This is a genomic window from Luteibacter rhizovicinus DSM 16549 (assembly GCF_001887595.1).
GTDB classification, from domain to species: domain Bacteria; phylum Pseudomonadota; class Gammaproteobacteria; order Xanthomonadales; family Rhodanobacteraceae; genus Luteibacter; species Luteibacter rhizovicinus.
The window spans coordinates 2,718,738-2,732,525 of the sequence record NZ_CP017480.1 but is presented as its reverse complement, the minus strand read 5'-3'; the positions used below and the strand labels follow the sequence as shown (position 1 = coordinate 2,732,525).

Below are 13,788 nucleotides of genomic sequence, written 5' to 3'. Positions count from 1 at the left end.
ACACCCCCACGCAAGCGGCGGCGCGAGCCGCTCAAAACACGCACTCGCAATGCGAGTGAACCGCTACACAAAAAAAGAGCCCGGCTTTCGCCGGGCTCCTTTATCGAACTACCGATCTTTAACGGATTACTGCTGAACCTGCAGTTCCGTACGACGGTTGCGAGCGCGGCCTTCGGCCGTGTCGTTCGTGTCGATCGGGTTGTTCTCGCCGTGACCGATCGGACCTTCCAGACGGTCGGCACCGATGCCGTGAGCCGTGAGGTAGTCGAACACGATCTTGGCGCGACGCTCGGACAGACCCTGGTTGTAAGCGTCCTTACCGACGCTATCCGTGTAACCGGCAACCGTGACCTTGACGGTCGGGTAACGCTGCAGCGTGTCGACAGCCTGGTCGAGGACGCCCAGCGATTCGCTGGTCGGCTCCTGCAGGGTCGGGCCGATGTTCGTCTCGCCCTTCTTCGGACGGTCGAACTTGAAGTTGACGCCGCGCAGGTCGATGACGACCTTCTGCGGGCAACCATCCGGACCGACGATCGTGCCAGCCGGCGTGGCCGGGCACTTGTCGTCGCAATCGTTCACGCCATCGCCATCGCTGTCGAGGGTGGAGCAATCCGGAGCGGCCGGAGCGACAGCAGCGACCGGAGCCGGAGCTGCCGGCGGCTCGCCGAAGCGCGAGACGATCGAGAAGCCGAGGAACCAGTCACCGTAGCCGTTCTCGCTACGAATGGTCTTGTCGTCCCAGTCGTAACGGTAGCCGGCTTCGACGCGGAAGTCCGAGCTGTCGGTGAGGGTCTTGGAGACGCCGACGCCGAGCTCTGCAGCCGGCGACCAGCCCTTGTCCGACGGATTGTGGTGGTAAGCACCCATCACACCGGCGAGCAGGTACGGACGCCACGCGTCCCACGCACCAGCGTAGAAGCGAGCGGCAACACCGTAGTCGTTGTTCGACCAGTGGCCCGAACCATCATTGTCGCGCTTGGTGCGGTCGGCAAAGATGTCGATCGACGCATTGCTCGAAATGAACTTACCAACGCCCAGACCGTAGTAGGCCTGACGCGAATTGGTGTTGCGGTCGGTGTCATTGTAGTAACCGCCAACCGTCGGGGCGATGTACCAGCGGCCGTCATAGCCATTACCCGCGTCAGCGGATTCCTGCGCGTGAACGGCACCCACGCCGCCCAGGGCCAAGCCGATCAGCAAAAACAAGCCCTTACGTTTCATCGGTGTCTCCTCATTATTGGTATTCGCGTCCGCGCTCCACCCCAGACGGAAATCGCGCGTAGAAACTCTTTTCGAATCCGGGGACTTCGGCCGTCCCTCGCTTTAAACCCCTTCAACGGGCGGCGGCAGTTTAGCAAAAATCAAACAATTGAACACGTGCTAAAAACCGCCGTTCATACTTGAGTCACAGCTATTATCAAGCCGTGAAGAGTGTCATGAACTCGTGAATGGGCATGGCATCAAGCGTTTCCGGCGAAGAAGTGACCGCAAGAACCTTCTCCACCCGCTCTGCAGGCCACTCGGCGCGCAGGGCAGCCTCGAATTTCTTCAGCAGCACGGGGATGCCTTCGGCACGCCTCTTGCGGTGGCCGATGGGGAAATCGATCGATACCTTTTCGGTTTTCGACCCATCCTTGAAGAAAACCTGGACCGAATTGCCGATGTAGCGCTTTTCCGGGTCGAAGTAATCCTTGGTGAATTGCGGATTCTCCACCACGGTCATTTTGTCGCGCAGGGCGTCGATACGCGGATCCGAGGCGATCGAGTCGTTGTAGTCGTCTGCCGTCAGGCGACCGAAAATCAGCGGGACCGCGACCATGTACTGGATGCAATGGTCACGGTCGGCGTAGTTGGCCAGGGGGCCCGTCTTGTCGATGATGCGGACGCCGGCTTCCTGGGTCTCGATGACGATCTTCTCGATCTGGTCGATCCGGTCGGCGACCTGGCCGTGCAGGGCCATGGCGCATTCCACCGCGGTCTGGGCGTGGAATTCGGCCGGGAAGCTGATCTTGAACAGGACGTTTTCCATCACGTAGCTGCCGAACGGACGCTCGAACTCGAAGGCGTTGCCCTCGAAGGCCACGTCGTAGAAGCCCCAGGTCTTGGCGGTGAGCGCCGAGGGGTAGCCCACCACGTTGCGATACACGGCGTTGATGGCGTGGGTGACGGCGCGGCGGCAGGCGTCACCGGCGGCCCAGCTCTTGCGCGGACCGGTGTTCGGGGCGTGGCGGTAGGTACGCAGCGCGCCGTTGTCGATCCAGCTGTGCGAGACGGCCGTGGTGATCTGCTCCTTGCCGCCGCCGAGCATGGCCGTGGTCACGGCCGTGGAGGCCAGGCGGACCAGGATCACGTGGTCCTGGCCGACGCGGTTGAAGCTGTTTTTCAGCGCATAGCAGCCCTGGATCTCGTGGGCCTTGATGGCGTAGCCGAGGACGTCACGCACGGTCAGCGCCTTGCCGCCTTCCTTCTCGGCCTTCCGCGACAGGTAGTCGGCCACGGCGAGGATCGAGCCGAGGTTGTCCGACGGATGGCCCCACTCGGCGGCCAGCCAGGTGTCGTTGAAGTCGAGATAACGGATCTGGGTGCCGATGGCGAAGGCGGCCTGGACCGGATCCAGTACGTGCGAGGTGAACGGCACGCGCGCACCGCCCTCCATCACCGCGCCCGGGACCAGCGGACCGAGGTGCTTGACGCAGTCCGGGAACTTCATCGCCAGGGCCGAGCAGGCCAGCGAGTCCAGAAGCATGTAGCGCGCGGTGTCGTACGCCTCTGTCGAGTCGATCTGGTAATCGGCCACGTAGTTGGCGATGTCCACCAGCGGCTGGTCCGGATCGGGACGCGTGGCGGAACGGATATCGTGTGCGCTCATGGACTTCACTCGTGGAGGGTGGGAAACCGGCGATTTTAACCGGTCGACCCCCGGGTATGTCTTGCCGCGGTGCATCTCAACCGCCACAATGCCCCCGACTACCGCCCAAGAGGGAGTAGTTCCGCGGAGCCTTCCGGCTTCGTGCGCGACGATCGTCAGTACGGACGCCACACGCGTCCCGGGCGTCGCGGCGGCATCGCGCCGGGAACGAGACTTTTGTGGTGACGACGGGTGCGCGTACCCGTCGCCGCCGCATTCGATCTCACAACGCGCGAAGGACCCGCTTCATGGATTTCCTCACTCCCGAATTCTTCTCCGGCCTCGCAGCGATCATCCTGCTCGACCTGGTGCTGGCCGGCGACAACGCCATCGTCATCGCCCTGGCTGCACGCAACCTGCCCCGCGAATTGCAGAAGAAAGCGGTGTTCTGGGGCACCTTCGGCGCGATCGCCCTGCGCATCGTGCTGACCTTCGCCGTGATCTGGCTGCTCAAGCTGCCCGGCCTGATGCTGATCGGCGGCGCCCTTCTCATCCCTATCGCCTGGAAGCTCCTCAAGCACGACGAGCACGACCCGTCCATTACGCCCGCTGCGGGCTTCTGGGCGGCGATCCGCACTATCGTGATCGCCGATGCGCTGATGGGCCTGGACAACGTCCTGGCGATTGCCGGAGCGGCCAAGGGCCACATGGGCCTGGTCGTCCTCGGCCTGGCCATCAGCGTCCCACTGGTGGTCTGGGGCTCGACCCTGATCCTCAAGCTGATCGAACGCTTCCCCATCGTGATCTACATCGGCGCCGCCGCCATCGCCTGGACGGCCGCCCGGATGATCGCGCACGACAACCTGGTCTCGCCTTGGTTCGAGGCGAACCCGTGGGCCCCGTGGACCCTCGACGCCCTCCTCGTCATCGGCATCTGCGCCGGTGGCTGGTGGCGGGCAAGGGCAAGAACCAATTCATCGGTGCCGAATGTGGGAGCCGATTCATCGGCGAATAGTAAATAAACCCGCGGCGCAGCCGCGCCCCCACAGGCTGCTTGCCCCAGTCTCCACCGAAGAGAAGCATCGCCGCTGAAGCGGCTCCCACATTTCTCAGATCCCAGATCCCATAAAAAAAGGCCGCCCGAAGGCGGCCGATGGATTCCCCCTGGCAGGGCGACCGGCCCAAGGCCGCTCGCCAACCAGACGATCAGAAGCGGAAACGGATGTAAGCAGCCGGTCCGTTGAGCTTCATGTCGAGATCGAGGTTGTAATTACGCTTGTCCTGGTTGAGCTTGATCTTCGTGTACGCGTACTCCGCGCCGATACCCACGTTCTGCCACGGGAAGTACTCCAGGCCAAGTGCCGCATCGAAGATGTGGCCGTTGAGTTCGCCACCGTTCTTCTTCACGCCCGAGGCGTTGAAGTACATGCGCCACTGGTCGTTGAAGGCATGACGCCAGCCGATCTGCAGGTTCGGTGCCCAGGCGCTCTGGTTCGTGCTCGCACCCGAGGCAACGCTCTCATCGTTGACCGTCGCGCTGCCGTAGACGCTGGCGTGCACCTTGTAATACGCCGCACCGATGCCGAGACCAAAGACGTCGTCGCCGGTGCCGAACCACCACTTGTAAGCAGCGCTACCGAAGGTGAACTTCAAATTGCCCTTCGCTTCGGCAGCGGCATCGATCGGCTGGCCAAGGAACTCGATGTTCTCGTCGAGCGACTTGGAATGCGAGCGGTTCACTTCGTAGTAGTCGAAGCTGAAACCCTGGTGTTCACCGATGAGGAAGTCGAGGCGGACGCGCGGCACGGTCTTGTGCTTCTTGAAGTCGAGATCTTTCTCGAGGTTCACGTTGCCGCTGGTGTTCAGATACGCCGTCTTGCCACCGATGTTGGTGTCGTTGTTGGTGTAGTAACCGCCGACCCAAAGGCTGATGTTGTCGAGCGCCGGGGACTGGGACTTTTTGTTGCTGTCCTGCGCATGCGCAGCGGCACCGAAGACAGCGAGTGTTGCGATGGCGAGGCCCGCGGTGGCCTTGCCAAAGCGATGATGACGGTTGCGCATGTGTGTGAAACTCCCTGCCAATGTTTTTAGTTGTCGATCAAACCCCCATCGAAATATTAACGAGTGGCAATGTGTGCACCGCGTGCACGCGAATTCGCGCGTGTTTGAAACGCGTTCAGCAGAGTCAACGAATTGTGTGGATCAAAGCGTAATCGGTACGCGCACCGTGATCGTCGTGTCGGGCGTATCGCGCGTGACACCAACGCCTAGCGTGACGTTTAACGTCTCTTTTTCATTGAAGCGGTACGAGCCGCCGATCAGCAGCGAACCCAGCGTCGCACGCGCGGATCCCGGCAACGGATCGCCGTTCTGTTGCGTGCGACCGACGAACGCCTGGTCGTAACCGATACTGATCGAGGCCTTCTCGTTGAGCGAAAGACCCATGCCCAGGCTGATATCGGCGATGTCGCCCGCCTTGATATCGCCGAGGAACTGTTTGCCGGCGAGTACTACGTTACGACTTACGTTTTTCCGCTCGAAGTTGTGCAGATAGCTCAGGTTGCCGAAGAAAACGACGGGATCGGAGGGATACAGCCAGGTCACGCCGGCCTGCGCGGAGTAGAAACCCGTGCCCGTCGGACTTTGCAGGGGCAGGCCCGTGCCCGTGAAGTTCTCGAGGCATCGCGTGACGCAATCGCTGGTCACTTCGAAGGGATCGCGACCGGTGCGCGACTTCGCACGGAACCAGCCGACGTAGTACGGCTTGTCCGCACCGCCGTCGTTGAGCTGATACCGCAACGTGGCTTCGATATCGCCGATGCCCTTGCCGCTGGTCGTGAAGAGATTGTCCTGTGCGGTGCCGGTGAAGATTTCGCGGCTGATCGTGTCGGTGTGGTTACTGACGTACGGAATGCGGACTTCCAGTTCCATGCGGTTGGTCAGGCCGTAACGGAACGCCACCGCACCGGTCTGCGTCGTCGTCTTCACCTGGCGTACGTCGATCAGGCCGATGAGGATGGCCGGAATCACCGTATAGCCCACGAGCGCTACGCGATCGCTCGACGAATACCCATACTGGTAGGACGGCTCGATGATGAGCTTGCCTCGCGGCGTCAACACACCGGGCTGGTCGAAGATCGGCGCCACCTCCGGCGGACGGTCATCCTGTTCGGGGCGCTTGCCGACCGGCCGCGTCGCGACCACGGGTTGCGAGGTCTGCCCGGGCGGTGCGCCAGGCGCCGGCGTACCGGGCGTCGGATCTTCCTGCGGCGGCGCGGACTGCGCGCCGGCGACCGCGGCGGACCCACCACGCGCCTCTTCCAGCGCGTTCATGCCGATCGCCTTGCGCAGGTCGTTGTACTGGACTTCCTGCGATGCGAGCTCGCGCTTCATTTGCTCGAGTTCGGCGAGCTGCTCGGCCATCTTGCTGCGCATCGCATCGATACGTCGGCCCTGCGCCTCGATTTTTTCGCGCAGTACCGGATCGACCGTATTACTCGTACTGGCCGCACTGGCCTCTTGCGCAAGGCACGCACCGATCCACATCGGTAGCGTCGCCAGCGCAAGCGCGCCCGCACACGTTCTTGCCTGCATCACCCTGCCGTTGCGATACATGCTTAGTTCCCCCGGAACTGGACCACCGCGTCGTTAACCGATTCTGCTACCCGCATGTTCTGAAGCATGCGTGCTGTATTCACCGACGCGTCGATCGTGGTGGTGGCCGTGATGGCCTGGTTGTCTAGCGAGTTCTGGATGACGAGCCCTGGCGTGATCGACGCGGGCAAATTGACTGTCGCCGTCGCCGCCCCAGCTGCCTGCACACCCATCGCGGGTACCGACGCAGCTGACTGCGCCGTAGCGTTTGCCTGGGCCGCATCGGTCGGCGCAAGCGCGGCCGCATTCACGCTGTTGCTGCCTACATTGATCACCGTCGTCTGCAGCGCGCTCTGCAACTGGGCGGCTTGCTGGGCAGTGATATTGGCGATGTCGGGGACCGAGATGGTGGTGCGCATGGCCTCCATGCCATTGACCAGTACGGTTCGCTGCAGGGCGAACGAGGCGCGCAGGTTATCGCCGAAGTCGAAGCCGCCGCGAATGGTGTCCAGCTGGGCGTCCGGCACGGCGTGGTTCACCGGAAAGGTCGCCGCATGGCTCGCGGCACAGGTACCGCCGGCCAGCAGGACGGCGATGAGGATGGGGCGGGTTTTCATATGTCCCCCGGTCCGCGCTTGGGCATGACGATCGGCGCGAGCCCGTTACGCTCGATGCCTTCGCTGATCGGTGCCGCGGGAGCAACCGCCCAGTCGCGCGGACTGTTGAAAATGGCGCGGTCTCGCTCGTTATGGATGACGAAGACGACATGGTTGTTCCACATCGCATCAAAGCGGCGCTTCGACATCGAACGGGTGCCACGTGCAGGGTCGCCGACCAGCACACGGCCATTCTTGTAGCCTTTGATCACCACGAAATGGTGATAGCCACGTTCGTTGATCAACACGATGGCGGGGATGCCTTCGTCGTCGAGTTTTTCCAGCGGCACGTCGAAGCCGTCGGCGTCGAAGCCACGCGAAGCGAGGAAGCGCTTGATGTCGAGGAGGGAAAAACCTTCCTTGCCGATCTTGGCCCGATCGCCGTTGGTGAACATCACGTCGAACGCCGCCTGCTCGTCGATCGGGTAGCCGTACTGGTAGGTGAGCAGGGTCGCCACGGCAGCGGAGCCGCAGCTGAAATCGTACTTCTGTCGAATCGTGTTACGGAAGCGCGCCTCCTTGAGGCTCGTCAGGCGAATCGGGTACGACGTACCCGGGCTGGTCTGCACCTCCGCCTTCATCGCGACCGCCGGCGTGGCGGCAAGCGCGACGAGCAGGGCGACGGCGCAGGCCATCCTCATGGGTTCATCCTGATGTTGACGATCGTGGCGTTCTGGATGAGCACGTTGTTGCCGGAGTTCTGGATCACCGTGGGTAACCCGGCGGAACTACCGAACGCGCTCCCGGATACGACATTGCTCCCGCTGAACGTGCCCTTTGCCTCGGTGTCGGACATGGTGCCGTTGAGGGTCTGGGCGTTGACGTTGTTCGTGGTGTTGCTGCCGCCGCTCATGTCCTGCAACTGATCGGACGGCGTGGCCGGCCCGAACGAAGGCGGCGGCTCCTGTCCGGGTGGCGTGGCATACGCGGCCGAACTCGCGCACGCAGCCAGCAAGGCTGCCAGCGCAAGCGACGTACGGTGTTTCCTGTCGTGCGGCATGGGTGTTCTCCAGCAAGGACGTTCTTTCCTTTGGCTGTCCACGGAGCGCACGAGGCGCTCCGTGGTTCCCGTCGCTTTCGTCTTGCCGTGCGTTTACGGAGCCGAACCCACGCTCAGGTTGGCCTGGACGTTCACGCTCTGCTGGATCAACGACGCCGCGCCACTGTTCTGCGCGAAGGTGCTGATACCCGCGGCACCACCTGCAGCGCTGCCCATGTCGTTGGCCATGCTGAAGGTGCCTGCGTTGACGTTGTTCGCACCACCGGCACCGCCGGCACCACCGGATGCGCCGTTGCCGTTGCCACCGGTGCCGCTACCGCCCGACGCGCCGGCGCCACCGGCGCCGCCCGAGGCGAGCGCTTCGCCGCCGGCTCCACCCGTGGACGCTCCGCCTGTCGCCGTCGCGGTCGCATCGCCCGAGGTGCCCGCGCCGCCCGTGCTGGCGCTTGCGCCGCCCGTGCTGGCCGTGGATCCACCCGTCGGAGCGCCGCCACCGGCACCACGCGACCGGGCATTGCCACCGTCACCGGAGGCGTCGCCACCGTTACCGTGAGCACCGCCACCGGACGCTGCCGTCAGGGAGCCGGCGTCGCCGCTATCTGAGGAGGCGTCGCCACCGACAGCACCACGAGCACGCGCGTTGCCGCCATCGCCACCGGATCCGCCTTTACCGCCATACCCTTTGGCGCCGTAGCCATCGCCGCCCGAACCCCCTTTGCCGCCATTGGCGTTGCCCCAGTTCTGGGCGACATTGCCATTGCCGTAGGTGGTGACGCCGCTGACCGTTCCGTTCAGTTCGCTGTTGGCGACCGCGTTCGTGGTGTTGAACGATCCGGATGTGGTCTTGCTATGAGTCGAGCTGTCGGCCCAGGAATGGGTCGAGCTGTCCGAGTAAGTCGAGCTGTCTGAGTACTGCACGGCAATCGATTTACGTTGGGCCGATGCACCTGACGATCCCGTCTGGGTATCGTCGGCCATGGCCGGCAGTGCGAATCCGATAGCGAGGCAGATCGCCGTGGCGATAAGAGTCTTACGCATGGGAGAGTCTCCTGTGAGCGACGCGAAACCCCTGTTTCTGCGGGAAAGCCGGACGCCCTGCCAACGTTCCGGGTCATAAGAGAGAGCAAATTGCGTGCCCGGCGTCGCGTATGCGGCGAGATCACCGTCCCATGCGGGTTTTGCGACATACGCAAAATGAACGGGCGACTCATTTTGTAAAGGCCTTGATACACGCCGTAACGCCACTGGTCCGGCCCCCCCTTGCTGCTGTCGCCCTTGCCCCGGGCGGCGGTTACGAGGATCATTCGAACGATCGTTTGAACCCGGATCCCGCCGTGTCCTATCCGCATCTTCTCGCCCCACTCGACCTCGGCTTCACGACGCTGCGCAACCGCGTGCTCATGGGCTCCATGCACACGGGCCTGGAGGACAAGGCCAGCGATTACGACAAACTCGCCGCCTTCTTCGCGGAGCGCGCCCGGGGCGGCGTTGGCCTGATTGTCACCGGCGGCATCGCGCCGAACCTCCAGGGCTGGCTCAAGCCCCTGTCCGGCACGATGTCGATGCCCTGGCACGTCGGCCGGCATCGCAAGGTCACCCGTGCCGTGCATGCCGAGGGCGGCAAGATCTGCATGCAGATCCTCCACGCCGGGCGCTACGCCTATCAGCCGTTCTCGGTGGCCCCCTCGAAGATCAAGTCGCCGATCACGCCGTTCACGCCGCGCGCTTTGTCGTCGCGCGGCGTCGAGCGCAGCATCGACGCCTTCGTGCGCAGCGCGAAGCTTGCGCGCGACGCCGGCTATGACGGTGTCGAAGTGATGGGTTCGGAGGGCTACCTGATCAACCAGTTCCTCACCGAACGGACCAATACGCGTACGGACCGCTGGGGTGGCTCGGCCGAGAACCGCATGCGCTTTCCGATCGAGATCGTGCGCCGCACGCGCGAAGCGGTCGGCAAGGACTTCATCATCATCTATCGCCTGTCGATGCTCGACCTGGTCGACAACGCGCAGCCATGGGGTGACATCGTCACCCTGGGCAAGGCCATCGAAGCCGCCGGCGCGACGATCATCAACACCGGCATCGGCTGGCACGAGGCACGCATCCCCACCATCGTGACGAGCGTGCCTCGCGGTGCATTCAGCTGGGTGACGCGTCGGATGAAGGGCGAAGTCGGCATCCCGCTGGTCACCACTAACCGCATCAACATGCCCGACGTGGCCGAACGCATCCTTGCCGATGGCGATGCCGACATGGTCTCGATGGCACGCCCGCTGCTCGCCGATCCGGAATGGGTCAACAAGGCGAAGGCCGGCCGCCCCGCCGCCATCAACACCTGCATCGCGTGCAACCAGGCCTGCCTCGATCATGTCTTCGAGAACCGTCGCGCCTCCTGCCTGGTGAATCCGCGCGCCTGCCACGAAACTGAACTCACCATCACGCCGGCCGCCGCGATGAAGCGCGTTGCCGTGGTGGGCGCCGGGCCGGCCGGCCTCGCCGCCGCGACCACGCTCGCCGAGCGCGGTCATTCGGTCACCCTGTTCGATCGCGCCAGCGAGATCGGCGGCCAGTTCAACATGGCCAAGCGCATCCCGGGCAAGGAAGAATTCAGCGAGACACTGCGCTACTTCGGCCATCGCCTCGATGAAACAGGGGTGGAGTGCCGACTCGGCACCGACGCAACGACGGACGCATTGGCCGATGGCGGCTTCGATACCGTGATCCTCGCGACCGGCGTACTTCCGCGTCCGCTCGACCTCCCCGGCGCGGACCATCCCAAGGTGTTGTCCTACCTCGATGTCCTGCACGGCAATGCCGCGGTCGGCCCCCGGGTCGCAATCATTGGCGCCGGTGGCATCGGCTTCGATGTCGCCGAATTCCTCAGCGAAGCGGCGCCCTCCCCCAGCACCGACATCGCGCGCTGGACGAAGGAATGGGGTGTCGACATGACCATGGCCACGCCGGGCGGCCTCATGCCCGCGCAGCCCGAAAAATCCGAACGGCAGATCTGGCTGTTGCAGCGCACGGCCGGACGCCCGGGCGCCCGCTTGAACAAGACCTCGGGCTGGGTGCACCGCGCGACGCTGAAGAACAAGAAAGTGACGATGGTCGGCGGCGTTGGCTACGACCGCATCGATGACGACGGCCTGCACGTGACTATCGACGGCAAGGCGCAGGTGCTGGCGGTCGACAACGTCATCGTTTGCGCCGGACAGGAACCGAACCGGCAGTTGCACGAGGCACTGGTCGCACGCGGCGTCGACGTCCGCCTGGTCGGTGGCGCGGATGCCGCGGCGGAACTGGATGCGAAGCGGGCTATCGACAAAGCTACCCGCCTGGCCGCCGCGCTGTAATCCTGGAGGGCCCGACGGACGGGCCCTGCTTGCTGTGGGGCCCTGCTTGCTGTGGGGCCCTGCTTGCTGTGGGGCCCTGCTTGCTGTGGGAGCCGATTCATCGGCGATGGGCCTTTCAGCTACACCGCTTCGTTGGCTTTTCGCCGATGAATCGGCTCCTACATGTCCCTATTTTCAGCGCTTTTCGATCGGCACGTAGGCCTGGTCTTCTGGGCCGGTGTAGTTCGCGCTCGGACGGATGATCTTGCCGTCCTGACGCTGTTCGATCACATGCGCGCTCCAGCCCGACGTACGCGCGATGACGAACAGCGGGGTGAACATCGCGGTCGGCACGCCCATCATGTGGTACGCCGACGCCGAGTACCAGTCGAGGTTGGGGAACATTTTCTTCAGTTCCCACATCAGCTTCTCGATCTTCTCCGACACTTCGAACAGGCGCGGGTTGCCGCCGTCGGTGCAGAGCTTGCGCGCGATTTCCTTGATGATCTCGTTGCGCGGATCGGACACGGTATACACCGGGTGACCGAAGCCGATGATGATTTCCTTGCGCTCCACGCGTGCACGGATGTCCGCCTCGGCCTCCGCCGCATCGCGGTAGCGCGCGATGATTTCCATCGCCACTTCGTTCGCGCCGCCGTGCTTCGGACCGCGCAGCGCACCGATCGCGCCGGTAATCGCCGAATACATATCCGAGCCGGTACCGGCGATGACGCGCGCAGTGAACGTGCTGGCGTTGAATTCATGTTCGGCATAGAGCACGAGCGAGCGATCGAGCGCATGCGAATGCAGATCGCTCGGCTTGCGACCGTGCAGCAGGTGCAGGAAATGCCCGGCGATCGACTCGTCCTCGGTCTCGGTCTCGATGCGCTTGCCGTTGTGGCTGAAGTGGTACCAGTACAGCAGCATCGAACCGAAGCTGGCCATCAGGCGGTCCGCGATATCGCGCGCGCCGGTGATGTTGTGGTCGTCCTTTTCCGGAAGCACGGTGCCGAGTACGGATGCACCGGTGCGCATCACGTCCATCGGGTGCGTCGCCGCAGGCAGCAACTCGAGCGCGGCCTTCACCGGCGCGGGCAGGCCACGCAGGCGCTTCAGCTTGGCGCGATAGGCGTTGAGCTCCATCCAGTTCGGCAGCACGCCGTGGACGAGCAGGTAGGCGACTTCCTCGAAGGAACCCTTGGCGGCAAGATCGTGAATGTCATAACCACGATAGTGAAGGTCGTTGCCGCTGCGGCCGACCGTGCAAAGCGCGGTATTGCCGGCCGCAACGCCGGAAAGGGCGACGGACTTCTTTGCCTTCGGCGGGGTGGTGGTGGTGTCGCTCATGCGTGACTCTCCTTAACCCTTCTTGGAAAACAGAGCATCGAGGTGACGCTCGTAGTCGTGATAGCCAATACGGTCGTACAGCTCTTCGCGCGTCTGCATCGTGTCGATGACATTGCGCTGGTGACCGTCGCGGCGAATGGCGGTGTAGACGTTCTCGGCGGCCTTGTTCATGGCGCGGAACGCAGACAGCGGATAAAGCACGATGCCCACGCCGACGCTGCCGAGCTCTTCGGTGCTGAACAGCGGGGTCTGGCCGAACTCCGTGATGTTCGCCAGCACGGGAACCTTCAGCGCCTCGACGAAACGCTGGTAGGTCGGCAGGTCGTACGCCGCTTCGGCGAAGATGGCGTCGGCACCGGCTTCCTGGCAGGCGATGGCACGCTCGATGGCGGCGTCGACACCGAGCACGGCGATGGCGTCGGTTCGGGCGATCAGGAAGAAGTCGGGATCGGTCTTTGCATCGGCCGCGGCCTTGACCCGGTCGGCCATTTCCTCGGTGGTGACGATTTCCTTACCGGGACGATGACCGCAGCGCTTGGCGCCGACCTGGTCCTCGATATGGCAGGCGGCGGCACCGAACTTGATCAGGCTCTTCACCGTACGCGCGATATTGAACGCGCTGGGGCCGAAGCCCGTATCGATGTCGACCATGAGCGGCAGGTCGCACACGTCGGTGATGCGGCGGACGTCGGTGAGCACGTCGTCCAGGGTGTTGATGCCCAGGTCCGGCAGGCCCAGCGAACCGGCAGCGACACCGCCGCCGGACAGGTAGATGGCACGGAAGCCGGCGCGCTTGGCCAGCAAGGCATGATTGGCGTTGATCGCGCCGATCACCTGCAACGGCTGTTCGGCCGCGAGTGCGGCGCGGAAGCGACCGCCGGCCGAGGGAAGCTGTGCCATGGAACTCTCCGCGTAAAGAATCCCATTTTAGCGCGAACCGGCGCCGGGGCTTTGCTGCGTCGCGGGAGAGCATCGCCGATGAATCGGCTCCCACAGAAAGCGCCTCCCATC

12 protein-coding genes are annotated in these 13,788 nt (G+C 63.8%); 2 read left to right on the top strand and 10 right to left on the bottom strand.

Features of this window, described 5'->3' with window-relative positions:
• Positions 1–126 precede the first annotated feature (126 nt).
• Together BJI69_RS12420 and BJI69_RS12415 are read right to left on the bottom strand one after the other, a co-directional pair.
• Positions 127–1,221 (bottom strand): OmpA family protein, encoded by a 1,095-nt coding sequence (locus tag BJI69_RS12420; RefSeq protein WP_046966226.1) that lies wholly within the window; start codon positions 1,219–1,221, stop codon positions 127–129.
• A 196-nt stretch (positions 1,222–1,417) separates the two neighbouring features.
• Positions 1,418–2,869, bottom strand: coding sequence for a bifunctional 2-methylcitrate dehydratase/aconitate hydratase (locus BJI69_RS12415; RefSeq protein WP_046966227.1), 1,452 nt, complete (start codon positions 2,867–2,869; stop codon positions 1,418–1,420).
• A 287-nt stretch (positions 2,870–3,156) separates the two neighbouring features.
• Here BJI69_RS12415 and BJI69_RS12410 point away from each other — a divergent pair, with 287 nt between their 5' ends.
• Positions 3,157–3,870, top strand: coding sequence for a TerC family protein (locus BJI69_RS12410; protein ID WP_046966228.1), 714 nt, complete (start codon positions 3,157–3,159; stop codon positions 3,868–3,870).
• A gap of 184 nt (positions 3,871–4,054) precedes the next feature.
• Here BJI69_RS12410 and BJI69_RS12405 read toward each other — a convergent pair whose 3' ends face one another.
• The 6 genes from BJI69_RS12405 to BJI69_RS12380 all read right to left on the bottom strand — a co-directional run bounded on the left by BJI69_RS12405 (position 4,055) and on the right by BJI69_RS12380 (position 9,136).
• Positions 4,055–4,909 carry a porin family protein gene (locus BJI69_RS12405; RefSeq protein ID WP_046966229.1) on the bottom strand — a complete coding sequence of 285 codons (855 nt, stop codon included), beginning with the start codon at positions 4,907–4,909 and terminating at the stop codon, positions 4,055–4,057.
• Positions 4,910–5,050: 141 nt separating this feature from the next.
• Positions 5,051–6,463, bottom strand: a complete 1,413-nt coding sequence (locus BJI69_RS12400) for an acetate kinase (protein ID WP_211258454.1) — start codon at positions 6,461–6,463, stop codon at positions 5,051–5,053.
• Positions 6,464–6,465: 2 nt separating this feature from the next.
• Positions 6,466–7,059, bottom strand: a complete 594-nt coding sequence (locus BJI69_RS12395; RefSeq protein WP_046966230.1) for a hypothetical protein — start codon at positions 7,057–7,059, stop codon at positions 6,466–6,468.
• Positions 7,056–7,739 (bottom strand): C39 family peptidase, encoded by a 684-nt coding sequence (locus tag BJI69_RS12390; protein WP_046966231.1) that lies wholly within the window; start codon positions 7,737–7,739, stop codon positions 7,056–7,058. The genes BJI69_RS12395 and BJI69_RS12390 overlap by 4 nt, the downstream gene beginning before the upstream one ends.
• Positions 7,736–8,098 carry a hypothetical protein gene (locus tag BJI69_RS22895; RefSeq protein WP_052767033.1) on the bottom strand — a complete coding sequence of 121 codons (363 nt, stop codon included), beginning with the start codon at positions 8,096–8,098 and terminating at the stop codon, positions 7,736–7,738. The genes BJI69_RS12390 and BJI69_RS22895 overlap by 4 nt, the downstream gene beginning before the upstream one ends.
• A gap of 93 nt (positions 8,099–8,191) precedes the next feature.
• On the bottom strand, positions 8,192–9,136 hold the full coding sequence (locus BJI69_RS12380) for a hypothetical protein (RefSeq protein WP_046966232.1): 945 nt from the start codon (positions 9,134–9,136) through the stop codon (positions 8,192–8,194).
• 296 nt (positions 9,137–9,432) lie between these two features.
• Between BJI69_RS12380 and BJI69_RS12375 the strand changes: the two genes are divergently transcribed.
• Positions 9,433–11,451 (top strand): NADPH-dependent 2,4-dienoyl-CoA reductase, encoded by a 2,019-nt coding sequence (locus tag BJI69_RS12375; RefSeq protein ID WP_169749261.1) that lies wholly within the window; start codon positions 9,433–9,435, stop codon positions 11,449–11,451.
• Between the two features lie 174 nt (positions 11,452–11,625).
• On the opposite strand, the gene prpC is transcribed toward BJI69_RS12375, so the two are convergent.
• Positions 11,626–12,777, bottom strand: coding sequence for a bifunctional 2-methylcitrate synthase/citrate synthase (prpC, locus tag BJI69_RS12370; RefSeq protein ID WP_046966234.1), 1,152 nt, complete (start codon positions 12,775–12,777; stop codon positions 11,626–11,628).
• Positions 12,778–12,789: 12 nt separating this feature from the next.
• Entirely contained in the window at positions 12,790–13,677 is an 888-nt protein-coding gene (gene prpB, locus BJI69_RS12365; RefSeq protein ID WP_046966235.1) for a methylisocitrate lyase, read from the bottom strand.
• Positions 13,678–13,788 lie beyond the last annotated feature (111 nt).